The following is a 21,051-nucleotide window of genomic DNA, read 5'->3' as shown; positions in this document are numbered from 1 at the left end:
CTGGACCGAACTCGCACATGCCCTAGGCTTTCGACAGCCGCAGGACACCGCGAACCCCGGAGGAGTTTCCAGGATGCCCCAGCCCGTAGTCGATGCCGATCCCACGATCCGCGTCTCCGATCTCTCACTCTCGTACCCGGCGCACGCCGGCGGTCGGGAATTCGAAGCGGTCGAGGGCCTGACGTTTGAGGTCGCGCGCGGGAACGTGATCGCACTGCTCGGAGAGAGCGGCTCGGGGAAGTCGACGCTCACACGGTTTCTGGCGGGTCGGGCGCTTGATGCGAACGAGAAGTCGTCGCGCATCAAGCTGACGGGCGGCGAAGCCACGGTGATGGACGTGCCGATGAAACGTCTGGGTCGTCGAGCCAAGGCACGACTCACCGCCCACGTCGGGCACCTGGCGCAAGACGCGGGGGCGACGCTCACGCCCGAACTCAATGTCGGCGACATCCTCTTCGAACCGATCGTCGAGCGCAGCAAGCACTTCGACCGCGAATCGCTCGGCGAGCGCATCGCGGAGATGATGGACATCGTGGCGATGCCGCTCGCGAAACTCCAGGAGTATCCCTACGAACTCTCGAAAGGTCAGCGTCAGCGCGTCGCGGTGATCCGGTCGCTCATGCTCGACCCGAGCCTGCTGATCGCCGACGAGCCGACCCTCGGCGTCGACGCGAACAATCGACCCAAAATCGTCGAACTGCTGCGCTGGTATCGCGAGCGCACGGGAGCGACGATGCTGCTGATCAGCCACGACATCGGAATGCTGGAAGCGCTGGTGCAGGAGGTGCTCGTGATGCAGCAGGGTCGCGTTGTCGGACGTGGCGACATCAACGAGATCTTCCGCAATGCTGATCACGGCTATGTGCAGCGCCTCGCTCAGGCGCTGCGCGCCACCGCATACGACGAGATTGCGGACGAGTAGCGGCCTGCGAATCGCCCGGGCCGGCTCGATTTGCACTGCTCGTTTCGAGCTTGCTAACCTTATGGGGTTGCAGACGCAATGATCCCCTGTAGCTCAGTTGGCAGAGCGCTTGACTGTTAATCAGGATGTCGCTGGTTCGAGCCCAGCCGGGGGAGCGACCACAGCCCTTACCATTTCGGTAAGGGCTGTTTGCATTTTCTGGCGAGTTGCTCTCCGCTGAACGATGGGATTCGATGATGACCGAAAACCCCAATCTGCACGGACGCGTCATTGCGGTGGCCCCGTACGGCGCGCCCGAGATCCACAAGTCCACATGGGTCGCCCCTGGGGCCGTGGTGGTCGGCAACGTGCAGATCGCTCAAGACTCCAGCGTTTGGTACAACGCGGTCGTGCGCGGGGATTCTGATGCCGTGCGCATCGGCGCTCGCACGAACATTCAAGACGGGGCCGTGGTGCACACGCAGCGCGGCGACGCGGCACTCATCGGCGATGACGTGTCGGTCGGTCATCTGGCGATGATCCACGGCGCGATCATTGAAGCGGGCTGTCTGATCGGCATGCACGCGACGGTGCTGACCGGTGCCGTCGTCGGAGCTGGGAGCCTCGTTGCCGCGGGCGCCGTCGTGCCGCAGGGCATGGTCGTCCCCCCGAATTCCCTGGTCGTGGGTGTACCTGGCCGGGTCGTGCGGGAATTGAACGCGGACGATCGCGAATCCGTGCGCCAGAATTCGGCGCGATACCTCGAAACCGCGGCACATCATCGCAACGCGACACGCGCCGAATAAGCCACCGTTCGAACACTCGTCGCGAATGCACTATGCTCGGTGAGGTGCTTCGGCACGACGCGCTGCACGCAGCACGGGGATGTAGCTCAATGGTAGAGCCTCAGTCTTCCAAACTGATTACGCGGGTTCGATTCCCGTCATCCCCTCCACTTCTCAGGCCCCGCTCCGGCGGGGCCTGTTGTGTTGCCGGAGCCATTGCACACCCGCGCTGACACTCGGAGCGGTTTCACGTGCATGTGTTCAGCCCGTGTTTCGGCTAGACTTGCTCGGGTTGTGCGCGTTCGCGCGCCATCACACGGGACACCCGGGTTCACCGGGGCGTAGCTCAGCTTGGCTAGAGCGCCCGCTTTGGGAGCGGGAGGTCGCAGGTTCGAATCCTGTCGCCCCGACCAGGGTCCGCCGGCCCGAAACCGGCATCCGATCGAAATTCAGATGATGAGAGGCCAAATTGCCGAAGACGACAGCTGAGAAGCTCACTGCCACCCGCGCCAAGCTAAGCGTGGAGGTCACGCTCGACGAGCTGGAGCCGTACCTCAAGCAGGCGTACAAGACCATCTCCGAGCAGGTCTCGATCCCCGGTTTCCGCAAGGGCAAGGTGCCCGCGCCGATCATCGATCAGCGCGTCGGCCGCGAGGCCGTCATCCAGGAGGCTGTCAACGCCTCGCTCGATGACTTCTACCAGTCGGCGATCGCAGAGGCCGAGGAGCGCCCGATGGGTCGCCCCACGGCTGACGTCGCCCAGTGGCCTGACGCAAAGGATCCGAAGAGCACGCTCGAACTGGTCTTCGAGGTCGAGGTGCGCCCCGAGTTCACGCTGCCGAAGTATGCCGGCATCAAGCTCACCGTCGACAACGCAGAGGTCGACGAAGCTGCGATCGAAGACGAGCTGACCAAGCTGCGCGAGCGCTTCGGCACCCTCGTGACCGTGGATCGCCCGGCCAAGTCGGGCGATTTCGTCGAGCTCGATCTCACCGCAACCATCGACGGCGTCGAGGTCGACCAGGCGAGCGGAGTCTCGTACGAGATCGGCGCAGGCAATCTGCTCGTCGGCACCGATGAGGCGGTCGAGACGCTCACCGCAGGTGAGACGACCAACTTCACGTCGCAGCTGCTCGGCGGCGAGTACGAAGGCCAGGACGCGGAGGTCGAACTCACCCTGACCGCCGTCAAAGAGCGCGAGCTCCCCGAGGCCGACGACGAGTTCGCGCAGCTCGCGAGCGAGTTCGACACCATCGCCGAGCTTCGCGACAGCCTCAAGGAGCAGGTCTCGAAGGCCTCGGTCTTCGCTCAGGGCCAGCAGGCACGCGACCTCTTCACCGCGACCCTGATCGAGCAGGCCGGTATTCCCGTGTCTGAAGAACTCGTCGAAGAAGAGGTGCACCGCCACCTCGAGAGCGAAGGTCGCCTCGAAGACGACGAGCACCGCGCTGAGGTGCGCAAGTCGTCTGAAGAGCAGATCCAGTTGCAGCTGCTGCTCGACGCCATCGTCGAGGCAGAGGGTGTCACGCCCACGCAGAACGAGCTCTCGCAGTACATCTTCCAGTCGGCGCAGCAGTACGGCATGGAGCCCACGCAGTTCCTGCAGGCCATCAGCCAGGGCAACCAGATGGGTGTCATCCTCGGCGAGGTCACGCGCAACAAGGCACTCGCAGTGGCGCTGGCGCAGGCGACCGTCGTCGATCAGGCCGGCAACACCGTCGACCTGAGCGAGTTCACCGCGGTCGATACCGATGACGAGTCGGGCGAATCTGCGGAGGGCGCAGACGAGGCCGAGGCCGCTGCAGCACCGGCGAAGAAGTCCGCTGCCAAGAAGCCGGCCGCGAAGAAGGCCGCAGCTGAGCCCGCTGCAGACGATGAGGAAGCCAAGAAGGCTGCCCGCTCGGCCGCCGCGAAGAAGGCCGCCGCAACCCGCGCCGCCAAGAAGGCCGCTGCTGAGGCAGCTGAGGGCGACAAGTAAGTCGAACCTCCCGGTCTCCAACGATCCCCCGTCTCGGTGAGAGACGGGGGATCGTTGCGTCTGCGGAGGTTCACAGTCGTCGAGCACCACCATGCGCCCACGGCGAACACGACTCCCGTGCGGCCCGCGAATCGGTACGCTCGAATCAAGCAACAACGAATGGAGCGCCGCATGGCTGAACAGACGCCACCGAACAGTGTGTTCGAGCGACTGCTGAAGGATCGCATCATCTGGCTGGGGTCGGAGGTGCGCGACGACAACGCGAACGAGATCTGCGCGAAGATCCTCCTGCTCGCGGCGGAAGATCCGGAAGCAGACATCTACCTGTACATCAATTCGCCCGGCGGCTCGATCACCGCTGGTATGGCCATCTACGACACGATGTCGTTCGTGCCGAATGACATCGTCACCGTCGGTATCGGTATGGCGGCGTCGATGGGACAGTTCCTGCTCACCGCGGGCACGAAGGGCAAGCGCTACATCACTCCGAACGCGCGCGTGCTTCTGCATCAGCCCCATGGCGGCTTCGGCGGCACGGCGAGTGACATTCAGACGCAGGCGCAGCTCATCACCTCGATGAAGAACCGTCTCGCTGAGATCACCGCAGCGCAGACCGGAAAGTCGGTCGAGCAGATCAACGAAGACGGGGACCGCGATCGCTGGTTCACGGCCGATGAGGCGCTCGCGTACGGCTTCATCGATTTCATTCGCGACTCCGCCTCCGACGTCGTCGGCGGCGGAGGCACGAGCAGCAACTGACGAGACGGACAGGAAGAATCGACTCGATGAATACTTCATACGCACCCCAGGCCGGCGGCTCGCACCTGCAGATGCCTGAATCGCGCTATGTGCTGCCCTCCTTCGAAGAGCGCACCGCATACGGATACAAGCGCCAAGACCCCTACGCCAAGCTCTTCGAGGATCGCATCATCTTCCTCGGGGTGCAGGTCGACGACGCATCCGCCGACGACGTCATGGCGCAGTTGCTCGTGCTCGAAAGCCAGGACCCCGAGCGCGACATCACCATGTACATCAACTCGCCGGGCGGCTCGTTCACCGCGATGACCGCGATCTACGACACGATGCAGTACATCCGTCCGCACGTGCAGACGGTGTGCCTGGGCCAAGCAGCGTCAGCTGCAGCGGTGCTGCTCGCCGGCGGTACTCCGGGGAAGCGGCTCGCACTTCCGAACGCACGCGTGCTGATCCACCAGCCGTCGAGCGGCCAGGGCGGTCACGGCCAGGCATCAGACATCGAGATTCAGGCGCGCGAGATTCTCCGCATGCGCGAGTGGCTCGAGGAGACGCTGTCGAAGCATTCCAAGCGCAGCATCGAGGAGGTGAACCGCGATATCGATCGCGACAAGATCCTCAGTGCGCAGGAAGCCTTCGAATACGGCCTCGTCGATCAGGTGCTGACGAGCCGCAAGAATCCGCAACCGGTGATCGCGCAGTAGTATTCCGGAGCCCCGGGGGTGACCCCGGGGCTCCGGCGTGCCGCCCATCAATGTCGGAGGCTCCCGCTAGTCTCGAAGACACCGGATCAGACCGAGTAGGTGAAGGAGCTCCGCATGGCGAAGATCGGCGAAAGCAGCGAGCTGCTGAAGTGCTCCTTCTGCGGCAAGTCGCAGAAGCAAGTGCAGCAGCTCATTGCGGGCCCGCAGATCTACATCTGCGACGAATGCGTCGCGCTCTGCAATGAGATTATTGAAGAGCGGCTCGCCGAGCACCAGGCTCCAGAGACCTCAGACTTCACGCTGCACAAGCCGCGTGAGATCGCCGACTTCCTCAACCAGTACGTCATCGGGCAAGAGCGTGCGAAGCAATCGCTCGCCGTCGCGGTATACAACCACTACAAGCGCGTACGAGCGATGTCCACACTGGCGAGCGCTGAGGTGGCCTCCGAACAGGTTGAGATCGCGAAGTCGAACATTCTGCTCATCGGTCCGACGGGGTGCGGCAAGACCTATCTGGCTCAGTCGCTTGCACGGCAGCTCGGCGTGCCCTTCGCTGTCGCCGATGCGACGGCGCTGACCGAGGCCGGGTACGTCGGCGAAGATGTCGAGAATATCCTGTTGAAGCTGCTGCAGGCGGCTGACTTCGATGTGCAGCGAGCTGAAACGGGCATCATCTACATCGATGAGATCGATAAGATCTCGCGCAAGGCGGAGAACCCCTCAATCACCCGAGACGTGTCGGGGGAGGGAGTGCAGCAGGCGCTCCTCAAGATTCTCGAGGGTACGGTCGCCTCGATTCCTCCGCAGGGCGGTCGCAAGCATCCGAACCAGGAGTTCATCCAGCTCGATACGACGAATGTATTGTTTATCGTTGCGGGCGCATTCGCCGGGTTGGAAGACATCGTCGGCTCGCGACTCGGCAAGGGCGGTATCGGGTTCGGTGCTCCGGTATCGAGCAAGCGAAACGACGACCAGCTCTTTTCTCAGGTGCAACCCGAAGATCTGCACAAGTTCGGCCTGATTCCCGAGTTCATTGGCCGACTGCCGGTCGTTGCCACGGTCGATCCACTCGACGTCGATGCACTGACCCGCATTCTGACGGAACCGAAGAACGCGCTCGTGAAGCAGTATCAGCGCATGTTCGAACTCGACGGAGTGAGTCTTGAGTTCGAAGACGCCGCTCTCGAAGCTATCGCTGAACAAGCGGTTGAACGAAAGACCGGTGCGCGTGGCCTCCGGGCCATTCTTGAGGGCATTCTCGGCCCCGTCATGTTCGAGGTGCCGTCAGATGGCGATATCACCAAGGTGATCGTCACTCCGGAATCAGTCGTGGGAGACGCGGCTCCGCGCATCCTTCAATCACGCGGTGGCCTCGAGATCGCCTAAGTCGGGTCGCCGTCGGATTGCCTCGCTCACATTGCCAGTGAGACGCCGGCGACATCATCGACGCTCCACTTTCCGTCAGCGTCTCGACTGAGCAGCGACATCTCCACGTTTCCGATTCGTGGGATGCGCTCGACCCGGGTACCGGCGACGTGCGCGAGAAGATGCCGAATGAACGACCCGTGCGATACAGCGAGCACCCGCTGCTGAGGGTGACGCCCCGCAATGCGTTCCAGCGCCCTGCTGGCGCGTGCAGCCACCGCTTGAGCGCCCTCCATATCCGGATACTGTCGATCAGGCCAACGCTCGAGCGCTTCCGCCGGCGACATTCCTTCTGCGGCGCCAAATGAGCGCTCGACGAGCTCTGCCACTGGCAGCACCGCCCCCAGGTCGAGCTGATTCGCCAGCACCTCAGCTGTCATCGTCGCGCGAGCCAGCGGGCTCGACACCACCGCGTCCCACGGTTCGCCGTCGGTGAGTGACCTCGCCAGCTCCGACGCCTGTGCGCGTCCGGCCGCGTTCAGCGGAATATTAGTGCGACCCTGCATACGACCGGCACGGTTCCAGTCAGTCTGGCCGTGACGGATGAGCGCGAGTCGCACCGACTAGCCTGCGTGCTCGAGATCGTAGCTCAACAGTACAGAGCCATCGGCGTTCGGGATGAGCAGCGCCTCGACGCTGAGCCCACCCCCGTCGAGGTGCGCTGAAATTCCGCCATCGCCCGACTCATCTGAGGCCGACACGGTGAATCCACTCTGCGAGATGACGCTCTGCCACAGCGCGTCAGCACCAGCGCGATTCGGCGCACGCAGCACGACGAACCAGGCGCTCGCTGAACGCTCACCGGCATCGTCGATCGTTGCTCCGGCGGGCACGACGAACTGAGTGGTCGGGAACGATGCAGGGAGCACCGCCGATTTGCCCTCGCCGCCGCCGGGAATGCCGGTCTCCTCCCAGCTGCCGCTCCCATCGCCGCCCTTCGCAGAGCTGTCGGCGGTGGCGTGAGCGTTCGCGTCGTCTGAGGTTTCTCCCGTGTTCTCGGCCGCACTGTCACTCGAGGCATTGGGGGTTGACGGGGCGCTCGTCGAAGTGGACGTCTTCGAGTCTGACGAACCTCGACCCGCAGTGGGTTCGGGGGCGCAGCCGACGAGCATGCCGGCCAACGCCGCACTGGTTGCGAGCAGCACCGCTGCACGAAGCTTCACGGGCGGTCGTTTCGTCATGCGTACTCCTCAGCTCAACCAGTCATCTTCGTCGCCGTCGAGATGCTCACCGCGACCTGTTGCAGACAGCGGCGAGCCGCTGACCGGCTCCCATGCCCCCGCACGATCTGCCGGGGATGCGGCAGGGAGTGCTCCGCTCAGCACGCGACCGCGCGCGTCGAGCCCGACGAAGGCGATGTCGTCAAGCACGCAGCGCGGTCGGCCCTCCAGCCACGTCAGCGTCCAAGAGACTGCGTTCGGATGTACCGATTCCTGGTTCGCGATAGCGGCATGCAGCAGCGGGGGCACGCTGCGGTGCGGGGCCGCCCCCGTCTGCCACCGCGCCCCCAGCTGCATGCTTAGGCCTCCACCGGCGCCAGCTGAATGTCGGCGACGACCACACCCGAGGCGTCGTCATCCGCCGCAACGAGCTGCAGTTCCGCGATGCGACCGACGGCCGCGAGATCGACCGAGGCAGACTCAAGGCGCGGCAGGTCAGCGACGGGCGCCTGAATGACTGCAACGGAGACCGGCGTCTTCTGTGAGGCCTTGGCGGCGGTCTTCGCACCGCGGATGCCGACCAGTGCAGCACCGACGAGGCCGAGCAGCCCCGCATCGGCGCCCTCGCCCGCGAGATCGGTCGCTTCCGCGGCCACCGGCCACGCGGCTTGGTGCACCGAACCCTCGCCGAACCACGACCACACTTCTTCGGTCGCGTACGGCAGGAACGGAGCCAGCAGCCGCACGAACACCGAGAGGGAGGTGCGGAGTGCGGTCACCGCCGAGGCCTGGGTCTGTCCGCTGCCGTTATGGGCGCGCTCCTTCACGAGTTCGAGATAGTCGTCGCAGAAGGTCCAGAAGTAGAACTCGGTGAGCTCGAGCGCGCGGGCGTGATCGTAGTTCTCGAACGCGCGCGTCGCGTCATCGATCACTGTGGCGAGTCCGGCGAGCACCGAGCGGTCGAGTGCCTCAGTGACGGTACCCGCGCCAGACGCGTCGAAGCTCAGAGTGAACTTCGCGGCGTTCAGCAGTTTGATCGCAAGGCGGCGACCGATCTTGATCTGCGTCGGATTCTGCGGGTCGAACGCCGCATCGGTGCCGAGCTTCGCGGAGGCCGCCCAGTAGCGCACTGCATCCGAGCCGTGCTGGTCGAGCATGCCCGCGGGAGTCACCACGTTGCCCTTCGACTTCGACATCTTCTTGCGATCGGGATCAAGAATCCACCCCGAGATGCCCGCGTGCTGCCAGGGGAGCTGACCGCTCTCGAGTTCTGACCGCAGCAGCGTCGAGAAGAGCCACGTGCGGATGATGTCTTGGCCCTGTGGGCGAATGCTGTAGGGGAAGACGAGATCAGAGAGCTCGGAGTCTCGCTCCCACCCGCCCGCAAGCTGCGGGGTGAGCGACGACGTCGCCCACGTATCCATCACGTCGACCTCGCCCTGGAAGCCACCTGCGACGCCGCGCTGATCGGCGGTGTACCCCGCAGGCACATCGCTCGACGGGTCCACCGGCAACTGCTCAGCGGCAGGGAGAATCGGCTGATCGAAGACGGGGTTGCCTTCCGCATCGAGCGGGTACCAGACCGGGATCGGCACGCCGAAGAAGCGCTGGCGCGAGATCAGCCAGTCGCCCGAGAGGCCTTCGACCCAGTTCTCGTAGCGCACGCGCATGAAGTCGGGGTGCCACGACAGCTCACGGCCGTGTGCCAGCAGCCGCTCGCGCAGCGACTCGTCACGCGCACCGTTGACGATGTACCACTGACGGGTCGAGACGATCTCGAGCGGCTTGTCGCCCTTCTCGAAGAACTTCACGGGGTGCGTGATCTTGCGGATGTCGCCGACGAGCTCGCCCGACGCCTGCAGCGCCTCGACGACCGTCTGCTTGGCACTGAAGACCGTCTTGCCCGCGATGTCCGCGTATGCGGCGAGACCGGCCTCACTGGTGATCGCATCGGGGGCCTCGGCGATGACGCGCCCGTCGAAGCCAAGAATTGCGCGGTTCGGCAGGCTGAGTTCGCGCCACCAGATGACGTCGGTCACATCGCCGAAGGTGCAGATCATGGCGATGCCGGTGCCCTTGTCCTGCTGCGCGAGGTGGTGCGCGACAATCGGCACCTCGACGTCGAACAGCGGGGTGCGCACGGTGCTGCCGAACAGCGGCTGGTACCGCTCGTCGTCGGGGTGCGCGACAAGCGCGACGCACGCGGCGAGGAGTTCGGGGCGGGTCGTGTCGATGAGGATGTCGCCCGATCCGTCTGACTTGTGGAACGCAAGGGTGTGGTAGGCGCTGGGCTGATCGCGATCTTCGAGTTCGGCCTGCGCGACCGCGGTGCGGAAGGTGACGTCCCACAGCGTCGGCGCCTGAGCCTGATAGGCTTCGCCGCGCTCGACGTTGCGGATGAACGCGAGCTGCGAGGCGCGCAACGACTCGGGTCCGATGGTGCGGTAGCTCTGCGTCCAGTCCACCGACAGGCCGAGGGTGCGCCACAGCGCCTCGAACTGCTGTTCGTCTTCCTCGGTCAGACGCTCGCAGAGCTCGATGAAGTTGCGGCGCGAGATCGGCTGCTGATCCGCCGCCTTGATGCTCTTGCCGTCGCCGCCCTCGTGCGGAGGCACGAACCCTTCGACGTAGGGCAGCGTCGGGTCGCAGCGCACACCGTAGTAGTTCTGCACGCGTCGCTCGGTGGGCAGGCCGTTGTCATCCCAGCCCATCGGGTAGAACACGTCTTTGCCCTGCATGCGCTGATAGCGCGCGACAGTATCGGTGTGCGTATATGAAAACACGTGCCCGACGTGCAGCGAACCCGAAGCGGTGGGCGGCGGCGTATCGATGCTGTAGACGTTTTCCCGTGTCGCGCGCTCGCGCGGGAAAGCGTACGTGCCCTGCTGTTCCCAGACCGGGCCCCACTTCGCTTCGAGGCCTTCGAGTGCCGGCTTGTCGGGAATCGCGCTCATGCGTGGGGCTCCGCTTCTCGATCCCGTGACGTCGCGGGATCGGGGTTCGATGTGGACGGCACCGCGTGATCGTGCGGCAGATTTCGCTGCACTGGTGCCTGATGGTGTGACCTCCAGCTTACCCGGGTCATTGAGCGCGGAGCGGCACCCCGAGCAGTGTTTCATTCAGTGCCGGGTCCCCGCCCGGTTCGGGTTCGGTGAGGTACTGCTCCCAAGAGATATCGCTGGCTGTCTCGCCCGCTGCGACGATCCACTCGTGCAGCCGCTGATATCCAGGGCCGATACCCGAGTAGTCGCCGCGCACGAGCAGCGTTGCGGTGCGCGCGGCCGGGATCGTTTCCGAGGACACCGCCACATCATCCGGGTCGCCGAGCTCCGCGAGCGAACACGCAACCGGCACGGCTACGGAGAGGTCGAGGCCGGCGTCAGTGGGGTTGCCGTGCACGACCGCCATCGGGGGAGCGGCGGGGGCGCCCCCGAAGCGCTCGAGCGCGCCAAAGAGCGTCGGATACGCGCGATCGTAGAACGACGGCAACTGATCGAAAGGAACGGTCTCGCGCACCACCACGAGGTGGATGAGCGGCAGTTCGCGGATCTCTGGCCCGGGTGCTGCTTCGGGGGACGTACTCATCGGGTGCCTCCTGGGGTGCCGTTCGGGCCGGATCCGCCCGCCGTTTCGATTCTAAACGCCGCGCACGGGCCGACTCCGGGGAGTGTCCCGTGAGTCGGCCCGCGCGCGGCGCAGCGAAGGAGACGATCAGCTGGCGATCAGCCCCGGGTAGGCGTCGCCGTACTCCTCGAGCCACGCATCCACGGCGCCCTGCGGGTCGTTCTTGTATTCGTCACCGGTCACCAGGCTTTCGAGAGCGCCGTAGGCCTCATCATCGAGCTTGATCTTTGCGATGTAATCGGCAACCTCGGGCATATCTTCCGAGAAGCCCTGCTTCGCGAGGAAGTGGAGCGACTCCGGGTCGCCCATGGCACCCTTGGGGTCTGCAAGATCTTTTAGGGGGAACGCGTCGTTCGCCCAGAAGGGGCGCCACAGGGTCACTACGACGTCTTCCTGGCTCTTGATCTTGTCCTGCAGCGTCGCGAGCATCGTGGCGGTCGATGAGGTCACGAGCTCGTAGTCCGAGTCGAGGCCGTACTCGGGCATCGCCACCTCCTGCGTCTGCTTGGTCAGGCCCGCACCGGGCTCGATGCCGATGATCTGGCCGTCGAAGCGCTCCGCGTCGCCCGCAAGATCTTCGATCGAATCGATGTCGACGTAGTCGGGAACCGCCATCGTGAGCACCGCGCCGTCGTAGTAGGCGCCGAGATCTTCGATGTCGTCGGAGTACTGCTCCATGTACGACGCGTGGGTCAACTCGGGCCAGGCGGAGGGGTAGATGTCGAAGTCGCCGCCGGCGAGTCCCGCATAGAGCACGCCCGCCTCGGTCAGCTCGTCCATCTCGACCGAGTAGCCCATCTTGCCGAGCTGGTCTTCGAGGAGGTAGGCCGTGCTCAACCCGTCGGTCCAGGCCGGCAGGTAGCCGAGCTTGACGGTGCCCTTGTCGCCCCCATCGGCCGATCCGCCGTCACTCGAGCACCCCGCGAGGGCCAGAGAAACCGCGGCGCCGAGGGCGATGACTCCGGCAATCGTTCGTTTATTCTGCATCATTCGTCCTTTCGTGCGGCGCACCGGGGTGCGCCAAATGGGAAGTGAGGTGTGGTCAGGCGGCCTTCGCGACGGTCTGCTTGCGCGCGGCGTCCCGTCGCCGGCGCAGCGTGCCCAGCACGGAGCGGGGGTAATCGCCGGGGTTGCCGAGGGCCGCGGTGACGCGATCGAGGAATACGGCGAGGATCACGACGCCGAGGCCGGCTTCGACGCCCTTGGCGGTGTCGAGCGTCGAGATCGCCGCCACCACCTCTTTGCCGAGGCCGTTGGCGCCGGTGATGCCGGCGACGACTGCCATGGAGAGCGCCAGCATGATGACCTGATTGATTCCAGCCATGATGGTGGGCGTGGCGAGGGGGAGCTGGATGCCCCTGAGGATCTTGCCCGGAGCCGCACCGAACGCGTATCCGGCCTCGACGGTCTCGGAGTCGACGCTCCGGATTCCGAGCTCGGTGAACCGCACACCTGGCGCGACCGAGAACAGCACGGTGGCGAACACGCCCGGCACGAAACCGACGGTGAAGAACGTCACTGCGGGAATCAGGTAGACGAAGGCCGGCATCGTCTGCATGAAGTCGAGCACCGGCTTCAACACGGCACTGAAGGTGTCATTCCGGGCCGCTGCGATGCCGAGGGGCACCGCGATGACGATGGCGATCGCAGCGGCGATCAGCACGAGTGCGAGCGTGAGCATCGCGTTCTCCCACTGATTCATGGCGACGATGAGGAGCATCGTCACCATCGTGCCGACCGCGAGCTGCCACGAACGCACCACCCAACCGATGAGGGCGAACACGACGATGAGCACGATGGCCGGCACGGAGGCGAGGCCGTCGGCGAGGCCCTCGACCAAGAACTTCACGATGATCGTGATGACGTCGAGGAGCCCGTCGAAGGTGTCCTTGATCCAGTCGAGGGCCGAGGCGACCCAGTCGCCGAGCGGAATGCGGAAGTCGTCCATCAGCGCACCTCCTCAGTTCCGAAGGCGAGATCTTCGGCCGCATCGGCCTCCGAGGTCTCGCCGAGCGTTGCGGTAATCATGTCGGCGGGAATCGTCGGCGTCGGTTCGATGACCGGAATCTCCGTCGTGACGGCGGGGAGGTCGGTGAGCGCTGCGAGCAGCGTGACACGAGGCACCACGCCGATCAGGCGATCCTCATCGTCGGTGACGGCAACCGGGAGCGGACTCTCGACCGCGAGTTCGAAGAGCTCGGAAATCAACTGCTCACGTTTCACGATCGATGGCGTCGGGCGCAGCCGTTCGGTGATGTCGGTGCCGCCCTCGCGCACCTGACGGAGCACGTCCTTGTCGCGCACGACGCCGAGCAGCCTCCGCGACCCGCTGGTGACGAAGCACGCGGACGTCTGCAGATCGCGCATGGTGCGCAGTGCCGTCCTCGGTCCGGCGCTCGCCGGCACCACGGCGCGTGGTGGTTCCATCACGTCGCCGGCAGTCAGCACCCGAGCCCGGTCGACGTCTTGCACGAACTGGGCGACGTAGTCGTTCGCCGGATCGGTCAGGATGTCATTGGGGGTGCCGACCTGCACGATGCGGCCGTCGCGCATCACGGCGATCCGATCGCCGAGGAACATCGCCTCGTTGAGGTCATGCGTGATGAAGACGATCGTCTTGTTCAGTTCCTGCTGCAGCTCAACCAACTGCTCCTGCATCTCGCGTCGGATGAGCGGGTCGAGTGCCGAGAAGGCCTCGTCCATGAGCAAGATGTCAGTGTCTGCGGCGAAGGCGCGGGCGATGCCGACGCGCTGCTGCATCCCGCCCGAGAGCTCTCCAGGGAGGCGGTCTTCCCAGCCCGAGAGTCCGACGCGCTCCAGCCAAGCGCCGGCGCGTTCGCGGCGCTCGGCCAGGCCGACGCCCTGCAACTCGAGCCCGTACGCGACATTGTCGAGCACGGATCGGTGGGGCAACAGGGCGAAGTGCTGGAAGACCATGGACATCCGGTCGCGGCGGAGCTCGCGGAGATCAGATCCGCTGAGGCCGACGACCTCGTTCCCGAATACGGTGATCGACCCATCGGTCGTCTCGTTCAGGCCGTTCAGCATACGAATCAGGGTCGACTTTCCTGAACCGGAAAGTCCCATCACGACGAATATCTCGCCCTGGGCCACGGTGAAACTGGCGTCGATGACCGCTGCGGTTCCCTGACCGCGAACTTCGTCGCGCGTCGCGCCCTTCCGGAGGCGCTTCACCACTTCCTTCGGGCGGCGCCCAAACACCTTGTACGCATGTGACACCTCGATTGCGGGTGATGCGGTTGTACTGGTCACTCTCAACTCCTCGTTTCATGGCACGACGAAATCGGAGGCACGCCACATACATCAACGGTTACGCGGCAGTTTCAGGGCGCGTCTCGCCTGGCGGCCTCACGATTGGCCAGTTATCTATTGCGGAGACGGAGCCGCCCGTGATCCTCCGACGCATCGGGTACCGAATTTCGGCAGAATTTCCCCGGCGTGATTTCGGAGGTCTGGCACGCGGCCGGCCTCAACGCTGCTTCGACGCTAACAACGTGTTGCACGGATGTGCAAGGTGCGGAGGGCAAAAACACGCCCGGGATACTGAGTTTTATGCGACGTGAGCTGGGGTTTTGCACAAATCGTATCGTTACCTCTTCGTGATCAAGTGGGCGATCTCGGCTCGGCTGACGGCCTCGTGCACGGCTTCCTGGTCCGCGCGCACCCCTTGCTGATGCCCGCAGGGGAGACGCTTCCTGCTGAGGTAGACTCTCCCTAGCGACTGCGATCCGGCCATCACCGGGGAGTCTTCGGAAGAACCGCCGGCTGGGTTCCGGGAAACCGGAATGCGCTCGGCGCAGTAGAACCGAACGGTCACGGCCCGTCATCGCCGAATGAAGCGGTTACCGCGACGCCCGGCACCGGGCGAGTGGTGGCAAGCGGGGTGGTACCGCGGGAGACGGATTGCGATCCGGAGCTCGTCCCGGCAGCAGGAGTAACGACCGACGCCGGAATCGAGAAGGACCCATGCCGTATCCCCAGCAGCCCACGGGAACCCCGTCAGACCACGCCGCAACCTCGTCGCCCGCAGCGGGCGCAGCATTCGGCGTTTCGCCTTCCCCCAGGTTCCCCGAGATCGAGCAGTGCGTGCTCGACTTCTGGTCGGCCGACGACACATTCGCGGAGTCGATCCGTCAGCGCGAACACGCCGAAGAGTGGGTGTTCAACGACGGCCCGCCCTTCGCGAACGGCCTGCCGCACTACGGTCACCTGCTGACCGGTTACGCCAAAGACGTCTTCCCGCGATTCCAGACCATGCTCGGAAAGAAGGTCGAGCGGCGGTTCGGATGGGATACCCATGGCCTCCCCGCGGAACTCGAGGCGATGAAACAGCTCGGCATCACCGAGAAGTCCGAGATCGAAGAGATGGGCGTTGCGGCGTTCAACGGCAAGGCTCGTGAATCGGTGCTGCAGTACACCCGCGAGTGGGAGGACTACGTTACCCGTCAGGCGCGCTGGGTCGACTTCGAGCGGGGCTACAAGACGCTCGATCTGACGTACATGGAGAGCGTCATCTGGGCGTTCAAGCGATTGTACGATCAGGGTCTCGCCTACGAGGGCTCACGGATTCTGCCGTACTGCTGGCGTGACGAGACCCCGTTGTCGAACCACGAACTGCGCATGGACGACGACGTCTATCAGATGCGCCAGGATCCGTCGGTGACCGTCGCGTTCCCCTTCACCGGGGAGCGCGCGGCTGAGCTCGACCTGACCGGAGTGCGCGCTCTGGCCTGGACGACGACGCCCTGGACGCTCCCGACCAATGCCGCGCTCGCGGTCGGACCGGCCATCGCCTACGCCGTGGTGCCCGCCGGCCCGGCGGGGGCGGGCGACGGCGCCGACGCTACAGCCGCGTACCTGTTGGCCGAAGATCTGGTCGGCGCGCACGCCAAGGATCTCGGCTACGACTCGGCCGACGCCGCAGTCGCTGCGGTTTCCCGGGTCATCCCGGGATCAGAGTTGAGCGGTGTCCGGTACGAGCCACTCTTCGACTACTTCTCCGATGTCGAGACGTGGGGCACCGAGCACTGCTGGCAGGTGCTCGCCGACGACTACGTGTCGACCACCGACGGCACGGGCATCGTGCACCAGTCGCCCGCCTACGGCGAAGACGATTACCGCATCACGACCGCTGCCGGCATGCCGACCATCGTGAGCGTCGACGCGGGTGGCCGATTCATTGCTGCCGTGACCGACGTCGCCGGTGAGCTCTGGATGGATGCGAACCGCCCCCTCATCCGTCTCGTGCGCGAGCGCGGGCGCCTCCTGCGCGAGCAGAGCTACGAGCACTCGTACCCGCACTGCTGGCGCTGCCGCAATCCGCTGATCTACAAGGCGGTCTCCAGCTGGTTCGTGCGCGTCACGGACATCAAGGAACGCATGCTCGAGACCAACGAACAGATCACCTGGGTCCCCGAGAACGTGAAGCACGGTCAGTTCGGGAAGTGGCTTGAGGGTGCGCGCGACTGGTCGATCAGCCGCAACCGCTACTGGGGCAGCCCGATCCCGGTGTGGAAGAGCGACGACCCCGAGTACCCGCGCGTCGACGTCTACGGCTCGGTTGCCGAGATCGAGGCGGACTTCGGCGAGCTGCCGCGGAATGCCGACGGCGAGGTCGACCTCCACCGCCCGTACATCGACGATCTCACGCGACCGAACCCCGATGACCCGACTGGCCGATCGACGATGCGCCGTATCGAAGACGTGCTCGACGTCTGGTTCGATTCCGCATCGATGCCGTTCGCGCAGGCCCACTATCCGTTCGAGAACCAGGAGTGGTTCGAGACGCACCAGCCTGCCGACTTCATCGTCGAGTACATCGGCCAGACCCGCGGCTGGTTCTACGTGCAGCACGTGCTCGCGACCGCGCTCTTCGATCGCCCGGCATTCACCAACGTGATCAGCCACGGCATCGTGCTCGGATCCGACGGCAACAAGATGTCGAAATCGCTGCGCAATTACCCCGACGTGAACGAGGTCTTCGACCGCGACGGCTCCGACGCGATGCGGTGGTTCCTGATGGCGTCGCCTGTGGTTCGCGGCGGAAACCTCGTCGTCACCGAGGAGGGCATTCGCGAGGGCGTGCGACAGTTCATCCTGCCGCTGTGGAGCACCTGGTACTTCTTCTCGCTGTATGCGAATGCCGACGGTCTCACGGCCGAACGTCGCACCGATTCGACCGACCCGCTCGATCGGTACATCCTTGCGAAGACGGGGCGCCTCGTCCGCGATGTGCAGTCCCACCTCGAAGGGCTCGACACCACCTCGGCCGCTGAAGCGTTGCGCGCCTATGCGGAGGTGCTGACCAACTGGTACGTGCGGCGATCGCGCGACCGGTTCTGGGAAGGCGTTGCGGGTGACAACGGCAAGCCCGAGAACCAGCAGGCCTTCGACACGCTGTACACCGTGCTCGAGACGGTGGCGCGCGTCGCCGCCCCGCTCGCTCCGCTCGTCACCGAAGAGCTGTGGCGCGGCCTGACCGGAGGCCGATCCGTGCACCTCGCCGACTGGCCCGATGCCGCGGAGTTCCCGGGCGACGACGAGCTCGTCGACGCGATGGACGAGGTGCGCCAGATCACGTCGCAGGCGCTCGCCCTCCGCAAGAGCCGCGGCCTGCGCGTGCGCCTGCCGCTCGCAGAACTGACCGTCGTCGCGGAGCACCCCGGCGCGATCGAGCCGTTCGCGGCCATCCTCCGCGAGGAACTCAACGTGAAGTCCGTGCGCCTCGTGCAGCAGACCGAGACGAGTGCGGACGAGCACGGCATCGTGCAGACGCTCGCGGTGAACGCCCGCGCGGCAGGCCCCCGACTCGGCAAGCACGTGCAGCAGGCCATCAAGGCGGCGAAAACCGGTGATTGGAGTGAAACCGATGGCGTCGTTGTTGCGGGAGGCATCGCGCTCGAACCGCACGAGTACGAGCTCACCCTGCGCGCGGGGTCCGGCGAAGCCGACGGCGGACCGGCTCTGACGCTATTGCCCGGTGGCGGTTTCGCGATCCTCGATACCGTGCTCACGACCGAGCTTGAGGCCGAGGGCATCGCGCGCGATGCGATCCGCGCCGTCCAAGAGGCGCGGAAGAACGCCGGCCTCGACGTCAGCGACCGGATCGTACTCGCGATCAACGCAGAGCCTGCACACGTCGAGGCGCTGGAGGCGCACGCCGCACTCATCGCCGCCGAGACGCTCGCCGAGGGGTTCGCGGTGCAAGAGGCGATCGGAATCGATGCGATCGTCGATGATCTCGGTTCCCCGGGTGGCGGGGTTCACGTGTCGGGAGCCCGCGCCATCGGTGCTGAGAAAGCCCCGATCGTCATCACGATCGATGCGACCGAGTCCGCTTCGACGCGCGGAGGCGCGGAATGACCGGCCCGGCGGAACGCGTCTACGCTGAACTCCTCGAGCGCGTCGGCGAGGCGAATCCGCGCCCACGCATCGAGCCGGTGCGCCGACTCGCCGAACTCGCGGGGTCGCCCCAGCTCTCCTATCCGGTGATCCAGGTCGCGGGCACGAACGGCAAGACGTCGACGAGTCGCGCCATCGCCTCGCTCATGCAGGCGCACGGGCTCCGCACTGGATTGTTCACCAGCCCGCACCTTGTCGAGTTCACCGAGCGGTTCCAGCTCGATGGAGAGCCGATCGACGGCTCCGTGCTCGCCGGAGCGTGGGACGAGCTGAAGCTGCCCCTCGAGGTGGTCGATGCCGAGCTCGTCGCCGCCGGGCACGGGCCGATCACCTTCTTCGAGGCGCTCGCGGTGCTCGCGTTCGCGGCGTTCGCCGACGCACCGGTCGATGTCGCTGTGATCGAAGTTGGCATGGGCGGTGAGTGGGACGCGACGAACATCGTCGAGGCCCAGGTCGCCGTGTTCACGCCGATCGGTCTCGACCACACCGCGATTCTCGGCCCCGATGTCGAGACGATCGCGCGGACGAAGGCCGGAATCATCAAGGACGGCTCGACGGTGGTTACGGCTGAGCAAGAGGTCGACGCGCTCGCCGAGCTCGAAGACGCGGCTGCCCGCCACGGCGCGCGACTCTACGTGCAGGGCCGCGACTTCGCGCTTGCCGATGATCGTCTCGCAGTCGGCGGGCGCCAGATCGATGTCGTCGGGCTCTCCGGTCTCGCCTACGATCCGATCTTCGTGCCGCTGTTCGGTCACCACCAGGCCGAGAACGCGGCACTCGCGATCGCCGCGGCCGAGGCGTTCTTCGGTGCGGATCGCCCGCTGCCGACTGAGGTCGTCGACGACGGCTTCGGAGCGTTGACCTCACCTGGTCGACTCCAGCTCATCGGAACCGAGCCGATCGTGTACGTCGACGCGGCGCATAACCCGCACGGTGCCGCCGCGCTGGTCACGGCTGTCAGCGAGTCGTTCTCGTTCGAAGAGCTCGCGCTCGTCGTGGGCGTGCTTGCCGAGAAAGATGCCACCGGGCTGCTCTCGACGCTGGCACCGATTGCGCACCGCGTCACGGTGACCCCCGTCGACTCGCCGCGCACCACGGACGGCGATGAGCTGCGCGAGCTCGCGGAGGAGGAGATTCCCGGCACGCCGATCGAGGTCGCCGAGTCGCTCCCCGAAGCACTGGATGAGGCACGCGCCTGGGCGGCACGCGCCGACGGCCGCGCCGTGCTCGTCGTGGGAAGCGTGCTCCTCGCCGGCGAAGCCATCGCGTTCGCGCGTGCCGAGGGCTGGGGGATCGCATGAGCGGCTCGCAGCCCGAGCGCGACGGGCAGGGATCGGGCGGGCAGGATCCCGAACTGCAGTTGTCTCCGTCTGAGACCGCGGCCCACAACTCTGCCATGCGCATCGCGGGTGCCCGGCGTGGCCCGGCGTCCACGCAGAAGGCCCTGGCCTCCGTGGTGCTCGGCTTCGAGCTCTTCATCGTGGTGCTGATCGGCCTCACGCTGTTCGGGCTCGCGACGTTGGAGCCGCGCGAGCTCGGCCTCTACCTGGGCGGCGGGCTCGCGGTCGTGATTCTCGTTGGCCTCGCCGGGATGCGTCGCGGCCGCTTCGGCATTATCACCGGATGGGTGCTGCACGCACTCATGCTGCTCACCGCAATCATCCTGCCCATGGCGCTGATCGTCGGCGTGCTGTTCACCGCGCTCTGGATCTACTGCATGGTGCGCGGTGCCCGCATCGACCGCGACCGCGCCGCGTGGATCGCAGCACAGGGCGACACCGCCTGAATTCGCTACACTCAGTGCTCGGGCCACCCGCCCGAGCACTTCCCGATCACCGAACCATGAGGAGTATGCATGTCGGCAGAAGAGACCCTGATCCTGGTGAAGCCCGACGGCGTCGCCCGCGGACTGACCGGCGAGATCATCCGTCGCATCGAGGCCAAGGGCTACACGCTCACCGATCTTCGCTTCGTGCACGCCGACCGCGAGCTGCTCGCCGCGCACTACGCCGAGCACGAGGGAAAGCCGTTCTTCGAGCCCCTGCTCGAGTTCATGTCGTCGGGCCCGTCGGTCGCGATCCGCGCAACCGGTGACCGCGTCATCGAAGGGTTCCGCTCCTTGGCCGGCACCACGGATCCGACCACCGCGGCTCCCGGCACCATCCGTGGCGATCTCGGCCGCGACTGGGGCCTCAAGGTGCAGCAGAATCTCGTGCACGGTTCCGACTCGCCCGAGTCGGCAGCACGCGAGCTGGGACTCTGGTTCGCCTAACACGCAGCACACCATGATGGCCGCGGG

General features: G+C 65.6%; 18 protein-coding genes and 3 tRNA genes. 13 read left to right on the top strand and 8 right to left on the bottom strand.

Going from position 1 to position 21,051, the window contains the following annotated elements:
* Nucleotides 1–73 precede the first annotated feature (73 nt).
* The 9 genes from ACZF5Y_RS07830 (at nt 74) to clpX (ending at nt 6,507) form a co-directional block, all read left to right on the top strand.
* Nucleotides 74–922, top strand: a complete 849-nt coding sequence (locus tag ACZF5Y_RS07830; protein ID WP_497535224.1) for an ATP-binding cassette domain-containing protein — start codon at nt 74–76, stop codon at nt 920–922.
* A gap of 82 nt (nt 923–1,004) precedes the next feature.
* Nucleotides 1,005–1,077 (top strand) — tRNA-Asn (locus tag ACZF5Y_RS07825).
* Between the two features lie 81 nt (nt 1,078–1,158).
* Nucleotides 1,159–1,707, top strand: a complete 549-nt coding sequence (locus ACZF5Y_RS07820; RefSeq protein WP_497535223.1) for a gamma carbonic anhydrase family protein — start codon at nt 1,159–1,161, stop codon at nt 1,705–1,707.
* 75 nt (nt 1,708–1,782) lie between these two features.
* Nucleotides 1,783–1,856 (top strand) — tRNA-Gly (locus ACZF5Y_RS07815).
* 165 nt (nt 1,857–2,021) lie between these two features.
* A tRNA-Pro gene (locus ACZF5Y_RS07810) sits at nt 2,022–2,099 on the top strand.
* 56 nt (nt 2,100–2,155) lie between these two features.
* Entirely contained in the window at nt 2,156–3,664 is a 1,509-nt protein-coding gene (gene tig / locus ACZF5Y_RS07805; protein ID WP_497535222.1) for a trigger factor, read from the top strand.
* Nucleotides 3,665–3,808: 144 nt separating this feature from the next.
* On the top strand, nt 3,809–4,423 hold the full coding sequence (locus ACZF5Y_RS07800; RefSeq protein WP_497535316.1) for an ATP-dependent Clp protease proteolytic subunit: 615 nt from the start codon (nt 3,809–3,811) through the stop codon (nt 4,421–4,423).
* A 26-nt stretch (nt 4,424–4,449) separates the two neighbouring features.
* Nucleotides 4,450–5,121, top strand: a complete 672-nt coding sequence (locus ACZF5Y_RS07795) for an ATP-dependent Clp protease proteolytic subunit (RefSeq protein ID WP_497535221.1) — start codon at nt 4,450–4,452, stop codon at nt 5,119–5,121.
* 114 nt (nt 5,122–5,235) lie between these two features.
* Nucleotides 5,236–6,507: an ATP-dependent Clp protease ATP-binding subunit ClpX gene (gene clpX, locus ACZF5Y_RS07790; RefSeq protein ID WP_497535219.1), complete on the top strand. Its 1,272-nt coding sequence runs from the start codon at nt 5,236–5,238 to the stop codon at nt 6,505–6,507.
* Between the two features lie 26 nt (nt 6,508–6,533).
* On the opposite strand, the gene ACZF5Y_RS07785 is transcribed toward clpX, so the two are convergent.
* From ACZF5Y_RS07785 to ACZF5Y_RS07750, 8 genes are all read right to left on the bottom strand, one after another.
* The gene (locus ACZF5Y_RS07785; RefSeq protein WP_497535218.1) at nt 6,534–7,106 is read right to left on the bottom strand and encodes a histidine phosphatase family protein; all 573 of its coding nucleotides are present in this window, start codon (nt 7,104–7,106) and stop codon (nt 6,534–6,536) included.
* A 3-nt stretch (nt 7,107–7,109) separates the two neighbouring features.
* On the bottom strand, nt 7,110–7,727 hold the full coding sequence (locus ACZF5Y_RS07780; protein WP_497535217.1) for a hypothetical protein: 618 nt from the start codon (nt 7,725–7,727) through the stop codon (nt 7,110–7,112).
* Nucleotides 7,728–7,736: 9 nt separating this feature from the next.
* On the bottom strand, nt 7,737–8,063 hold the full coding sequence (locus ACZF5Y_RS07775; RefSeq protein ID WP_497535216.1) for a Fe-S oxidoreductase: 327 nt from the start codon (nt 8,061–8,063) through the stop codon (nt 7,737–7,739).
* 2 nt (nt 8,064–8,065) lie between these two features.
* Entirely contained in the window at nt 8,066–10,660 is a 2,595-nt protein-coding gene (gene valS, locus ACZF5Y_RS07770; protein WP_497535215.1) for a valine--tRNA ligase, read from the bottom strand.
* Nucleotides 10,661–10,787: 127 nt separating this feature from the next.
* Nucleotides 10,788–11,291, bottom strand: a complete 504-nt coding sequence (locus tag ACZF5Y_RS07765; protein WP_497535214.1) for a GyrI-like domain-containing protein — start codon at nt 11,289–11,291, stop codon at nt 10,788–10,790.
* 126 nt (nt 11,292–11,417) lie between these two features.
* The gene (locus ACZF5Y_RS07760) at nt 11,418–12,317 is read right to left on the bottom strand and encodes a glycine betaine ABC transporter substrate-binding protein (RefSeq protein ID WP_497535213.1); all 900 of its coding nucleotides are present in this window, start codon (nt 12,315–12,317) and stop codon (nt 11,418–11,420) included.
* Between the two features lie 55 nt (nt 12,318–12,372).
* On the bottom strand, nt 12,373–13,278 hold the full coding sequence (locus ACZF5Y_RS07755; RefSeq protein WP_497535212.1) for an ABC transporter permease: 906 nt from the start codon (nt 13,276–13,278) through the stop codon (nt 12,373–12,375).
* Complete coding sequence (locus ACZF5Y_RS07750; RefSeq protein ID WP_497535211.1) at nt 13,278–14,609, bottom strand: quaternary amine ABC transporter ATP-binding protein; 1,332 nt, start codon at nt 14,607–14,609, stop codon at nt 13,278–13,280. The genes ACZF5Y_RS07755 and ACZF5Y_RS07750 overlap by 1 nt, the downstream gene beginning before the upstream one ends.
* A gap of 708 nt (nt 14,610–15,317) precedes the next feature.
* Here ACZF5Y_RS07750 and ileS point away from each other — a divergent pair.
* The 4 genes from ileS (at nt 15,318) to ndk (ending at nt 21,024) form a co-directional block, all read left to right on the top strand.
* Nucleotides 15,318–18,713: an isoleucine--tRNA ligase gene (ileS, locus tag ACZF5Y_RS07745; protein WP_497535210.1), complete on the top strand. Its 3,396-nt coding sequence runs from the start codon at nt 15,318–15,320 to the stop codon at nt 18,711–18,713.
* The gene (locus tag ACZF5Y_RS07740) at nt 18,710–20,053 is read left to right on the top strand and encodes a bifunctional folylpolyglutamate synthase/dihydrofolate synthase (RefSeq protein WP_497535209.1); all 1,344 of its coding nucleotides are present in this window, start codon (nt 18,710–18,712) and stop codon (nt 20,051–20,053) included. Before ileS ends, ACZF5Y_RS07740 begins: the two co-directional genes overlap by 4 nt.
* Nucleotides 20,050–20,538 (top strand): DUF4233 domain-containing protein, encoded by a 489-nt coding sequence (locus ACZF5Y_RS07735; RefSeq protein WP_497535208.1) that lies wholly within the window; start codon nt 20,050–20,052, stop codon nt 20,536–20,538. The genes ACZF5Y_RS07740 and ACZF5Y_RS07735 overlap by 4 nt, the downstream gene beginning before the upstream one ends.
* 69 nt (nt 20,539–20,607) lie before the next feature.
* Nucleotides 20,608–21,024, top strand: coding sequence for a nucleoside-diphosphate kinase (ndk, locus tag ACZF5Y_RS07730; RefSeq protein ID WP_053353044.1), 417 nt, complete (start codon nt 20,608–20,610; stop codon nt 21,022–21,024).
* The last annotated feature ends 27 nt before the right edge of the window (nt 21,025–21,051 follow it).

Source organism: Leucobacter sp. WKLB1 (genome assembly GCF_059696215.1).
This window is presented reverse-complemented; position numbering and strand designations above follow the sequence as displayed.

Excerpts from the sequence above, each read along its gene's own strand:
- ACZF5Y_RS07775 (WP_497535216.1), bottom strand. The coding sequence starts at position 8,063 with ATGCAGCTGGGGGCGCGGTGGCAGACGGGGGCGGCCCCGCACCGCAGC.
- ACZF5Y_RS07755 (WP_497535212.1), bottom strand. The coding sequence starts at position 13,278 with ATGGACGACTTCCGCATTCCGCTCGGCGACTGGGTCGCCTCGGCCCTC.
- ACZF5Y_RS07780 (WP_497535217.1), bottom strand. The coding sequence starts at position 7,727 with ATGACGAAACGACCGCCCGTGAAGCTTCGTGCAGCGGTGCTGCTCGCA.
- ACZF5Y_RS07740 (WP_497535209.1), top strand. The coding sequence starts at position 18,710 with ATGACCGGCCCGGCGGAACGCGTCTACGCTGAACTCCTCGAGCGCGTC.
- ileS (WP_497535210.1), top strand. The coding sequence starts at position 15,318 with ATGCCGTATCCCCAGCAGCCCACGGGAACCCCGTCAGACCACGCCGCA.
- ACZF5Y_RS07795 (WP_497535221.1), top strand. The coding sequence starts at position 4,450 with ATGAATACTTCATACGCACCCCAGGCCGGCGGCTCGCACCTGCAGATG.
- valS (WP_497535215.1), bottom strand. The coding sequence starts at position 10,660 with ATGAGCGCGATTCCCGACAAGCCGGCACTCGAAGGCCTCGAAGCGAAG.
- ACZF5Y_RS07735 (WP_497535208.1), top strand. The coding sequence starts at position 20,050 with ATGAGCGGCTCGCAGCCCGAGCGCGACGGGCAGGGATCGGGCGGGCAG.
- clpX (WP_497535219.1), top strand. The coding sequence starts at position 5,236 with ATGGCGAAGATCGGCGAAAGCAGCGAGCTGCTGAAGTGCTCCTTCTGC.
- ACZF5Y_RS07760 (WP_497535213.1), bottom strand. The coding sequence starts at position 12,317 with ATGCAGAATAAACGAACGATTGCCGGAGTCATCGCCCTCGGCGCCGCG.
- ndk (WP_053353044.1), top strand. The coding sequence starts at position 20,608 with ATGTCGGCAGAAGAGACCCTGATCCTGGTGAAGCCCGACGGCGTCGCC.
- ACZF5Y_RS07765 (WP_497535214.1), bottom strand. The coding sequence starts at position 11,291 with ATGAGTACGTCCCCCGAAGCAGCACCCGGGCCAGAGATCCGCGAACTG.
- ACZF5Y_RS07820 (WP_497535223.1), top strand. The coding sequence starts at position 1,159 with ATGACCGAAAACCCCAATCTGCACGGACGCGTCATTGCGGTGGCCCCG.
- ACZF5Y_RS07830 (WP_497535224.1), top strand. The coding sequence starts at position 74 with ATGCCCCAGCCCGTAGTCGATGCCGATCCCACGATCCGCGTCTCCGAT.